We start from the raw sequence: 3,192 nt of genomic DNA, 5'->3' as shown, positions 1-3,192 counted from the left end.
CAGGAAGCCTTGGCTATGCGGCATGATGCTCCGGCTTCAATTCAATAACCGTGTTGCACTCAGCTCCTGCAACCGCCCCCTGTATTATGCAGGGCGCATGAATAGCAGCCATGATGCGTATAACGGTCGAACCAATTTCTGAATGATCCTGCAGGTCTTTAAGCACTAAAACAAATTCATCGCCACCGGTGCGCGCCACTATATCAGTGGGGCGTAGGGCATTTTTTATGCGGGCAGAGACAATAACTAAAAGCTTGTCGCCTACCGCATGCCCGTAACCGTCATTGACCTCCTTAAAACTATCAAGGTCAATCATGCCTACAACAACCGACATACCAGACGAGCGTTGCTCTGCACACGTTTCTTTAGCTTTTTGCGCCAGCAGGGCACGATTCGGCAGCCCTGTGAGTACGTCATGATCAGCGCGCCACTCTAAATCGCGTAACAGTTCCTTTTTTTCACTGACATCAAATCGAATTGAGATATACCGTTCAATTCTGCCACTCTCAGGATCGACCATCGGCATGATGGCACTGTGTACCCAATACAGGCTGCCATCCTTGGCGCGATTGCAGATATCGCCTTTCCAGGTTGAGCCTGAAGAAATAGTGCGCCACATCTCCTCAAAAAAAACCGGACCGTGAGTGCCAGAATTAAGCACTCGGTGATTTCGCCCCATCAACTCGTCTTTGTTGTAGCCCGATATCGTACAGAACATATCATTGACATAGATGATTGTTCCGTTCGCGTCAGTTTCAGAAAATATAGCCGCGCGATCAACCGCCATCCGATAGGTATCTATCACGAAAAACTCCAAGCAAAGATTAATCTATCGATTAAAGCGATCAACTAATGCACGCAGCCCACGAGATGACTGCTCCAACTCGCTACCATAACCCACAGCAGACGTGGCATTACCCGCTGTCCGTTCGACGGTCACCGCGACGTTATTAATTTGCTTGGATATATCCTCAGCAACATGCGCCTGCTCTTCCGAAGCAGCGGCCATCTGCTGGCTCATCCCGCTGATCTTGTCTACGGCCTCGCGAATGCCCTGCAAGGCGCGTTGCGCTTCGATCACTTTTTGCACGCCGTGGTCCGCCTCGTTAATACCCAGCTTGGCAATGGCTACAGCGTCATCAGCACCCAGTTTCAACGCCTGAATAACATGATGAATTTTCTGAGTAGACTCACGCGTCTTGCTCGCAAGGGCACGTACTTCGTCCGCAACAACAGCAAAGCCGCGGCCTTGCTCACCAGCCCTTGCTGCTTCAATTGCAGCATTCAATGCCAGAAGATTGGTTTGGTCGGCAATCGTCTGGATAACTCCGGCAGCACTCATGATTTGCTGCGTTTCGTTTGCCAGGTGATCAACAGCAGAGCTGATATTGGAGACTGTGGTAGCCAGTGACTGAATGGCAGTGCGCAATGTTTCTGCTACAGCATCACCCTCGGCAGCCAGTTCATTGGCTTTTTGTGCCTCAGTTGCAGTTTTCTGCACATGGCCTGCCACTTCGGAAATAGACGCTGCCATTTCCGTCATGGCGGCGGCAGTCATGTCTATTTCTGCGCGCTGCTCTAACAATGAAGATTCTGTCTGACTGGATAGCGATGACGAGTGTTTAGCGGAATCGGCGACCAACACTGTCAAGTCACTCAGCCGGGTTAAGGCTGTTTTAAGTCGAGCATCTTCACTGATCAAGACCATTTCCATTTGCGCCGAAGCCCCTGACGCATCGCTGTAGGCAGCCGCACTAACAGGATCAAAAAATGCGTCGGGTGCACTGCGCAGTATTTTCGCCAGGTGCTTATCTAACCGTGCATATGCCCACCAGCCGAATAATGCAAATATTACGGCAGTGGCTACTTGCGCATAAAAACTGGAAAGATAACCAATTGAGCAAACCGCACCGATGATCGCTGCCACCGGCAGTGCAAAAATCTCAAAAATATTTGCTGCAGAATTAAATACTGGGTTGGCTTTCTTGCCTGCAATAACTCTTTTATAAACACCTTGAGCACGTTCAACTTGCTCACGCGTCGGTTTTACTCTGACCGACTCATAGCCAACCACCTTACCGCTTTCAACAATCGGGGTCACATAGGCGCTCACCCAATAATAATCGCCATTCTTGCAACGATTTTTAACAATCCCCATCCAGCTTTTGCCGGCTTTTAAATAGCGCCACATCACAGCAAATACTGCCGCTGGCATATCGGGATGGCGCACTAGATTGTGTGGACTGCCCAGCAGTTCAGCCTCTGAATAACCACTGATTTTTATGAATTCTTTATTGCAGTAGGTTATTTTCCCAGAAATATCAGTAGCTGATATCAAACGCTGATCACCTGAAAACGCTTGCTCGATATTTGTGATATTTCTATTACTGCGCATAACCTATTTCCTGATACGGCCCCTGGCCGCTACATACCGATTAAAACCGTGAACACACAGCTATTTTTAACCACAGCGCATAAAATCAATGCACAGGTCTGTAAAAACTAATATTTCTGTACATTTGCCAGCGCACCCATAATGAATACTCATATAGTTGAACTCGCCCTTGGATTAGATGGATATACCGCAATGGTTTATTAACCACAGGCATACACCCGCACCAGCAACGGCGAACTCCGTTGGCTAGGCACTGGTGGGATCAAGGAAGTCCGTGTCGAGATCAAGTCACTGAAAAGCTGCTGCGGGTTAAACCGCTTCATAGGGGTAAACGCTGCAATGGCTAGCGGCCTGGTGAAAGGCCTAAAACAACCGGCAGTCCTGGCCGAAGTGATGAAGCACGAGCCCGATCAGCCTGCGACACATCAGCGGCGGCCTTGGCCAAGCGCAAGCACCAGGACCATAAGCGCAGCGGACAGACGCTTAACTCCGACCGCTAAACCAGCACTCAAACGGCAAGATAAGCCTGAAACAACTGTATACAAAAAACACCTAAAAGCACACAAACTATGTGGCCATTGGAGCGGCGCCATACTATTGATAAAATCTATTAAGATCAATCAGTTATAGCTATGAGAAAGCCGGTGATCGGTTGCTAACTTTAAGGCCCCTTAAACGCTACACGCGGCTTACTGCGCAATGGATCCAGCAAGCCTGACATGTTGGCGCTGATGGAAAATTGACCCACCCTGCCGATTGAAATTTGACCCAGGGCGGATTGCTGATTTTGTTACCAG

2 protein-coding genes and 1 pseudogene are annotated in these 3,192 nt (G+C 49.2%); all 3 read right to left on the bottom strand.

Annotated elements, in window-relative coordinates:
• Positions 1 to 13: 13 nt before the first annotated feature.
• Positions 14 to 805: a sensor domain-containing diguanylate cyclase gene (locus tag N1078_RS19285; RefSeq protein ID WP_274089682.1), complete on the bottom strand. Its 792-nt coding sequence runs from the start codon at positions 803 to 805 to the stop codon at positions 14 to 16.
• A gap of 24 nt (positions 806 to 829) precedes the next feature.
• Positions 830 to 1,927, bottom strand: a complete 1,098-nt coding sequence (locus N1078_RS19280) for a methyl-accepting chemotaxis protein (protein WP_443218125.1) — start codon at positions 1,925 to 1,927, stop codon at positions 830 to 832.
• Between the two features lie 138 nt (positions 1,928 to 2,065).
• Positions 2,066 to 2,395: pseudogene (locus N1078_RS19760) on the bottom strand (PAS domain-containing protein); the annotation flags it as partial.
• Between the last annotated feature and the right edge of the window lie 797 nt (positions 2,396 to 3,192).

This window comes from Pseudomonas sp. MIL19 (assembly GCF_028680365.1).
GTDB lineage: Bacteria > Pseudomonadota > Gammaproteobacteria > Pseudomonadales > Pseudomonadaceae > Aquipseudomonas > Aquipseudomonas spirodelae.
Note: the sequence above shows the minus strand (reverse complement) of the source record. Positions and strands in the feature narration are given on the sequence as shown.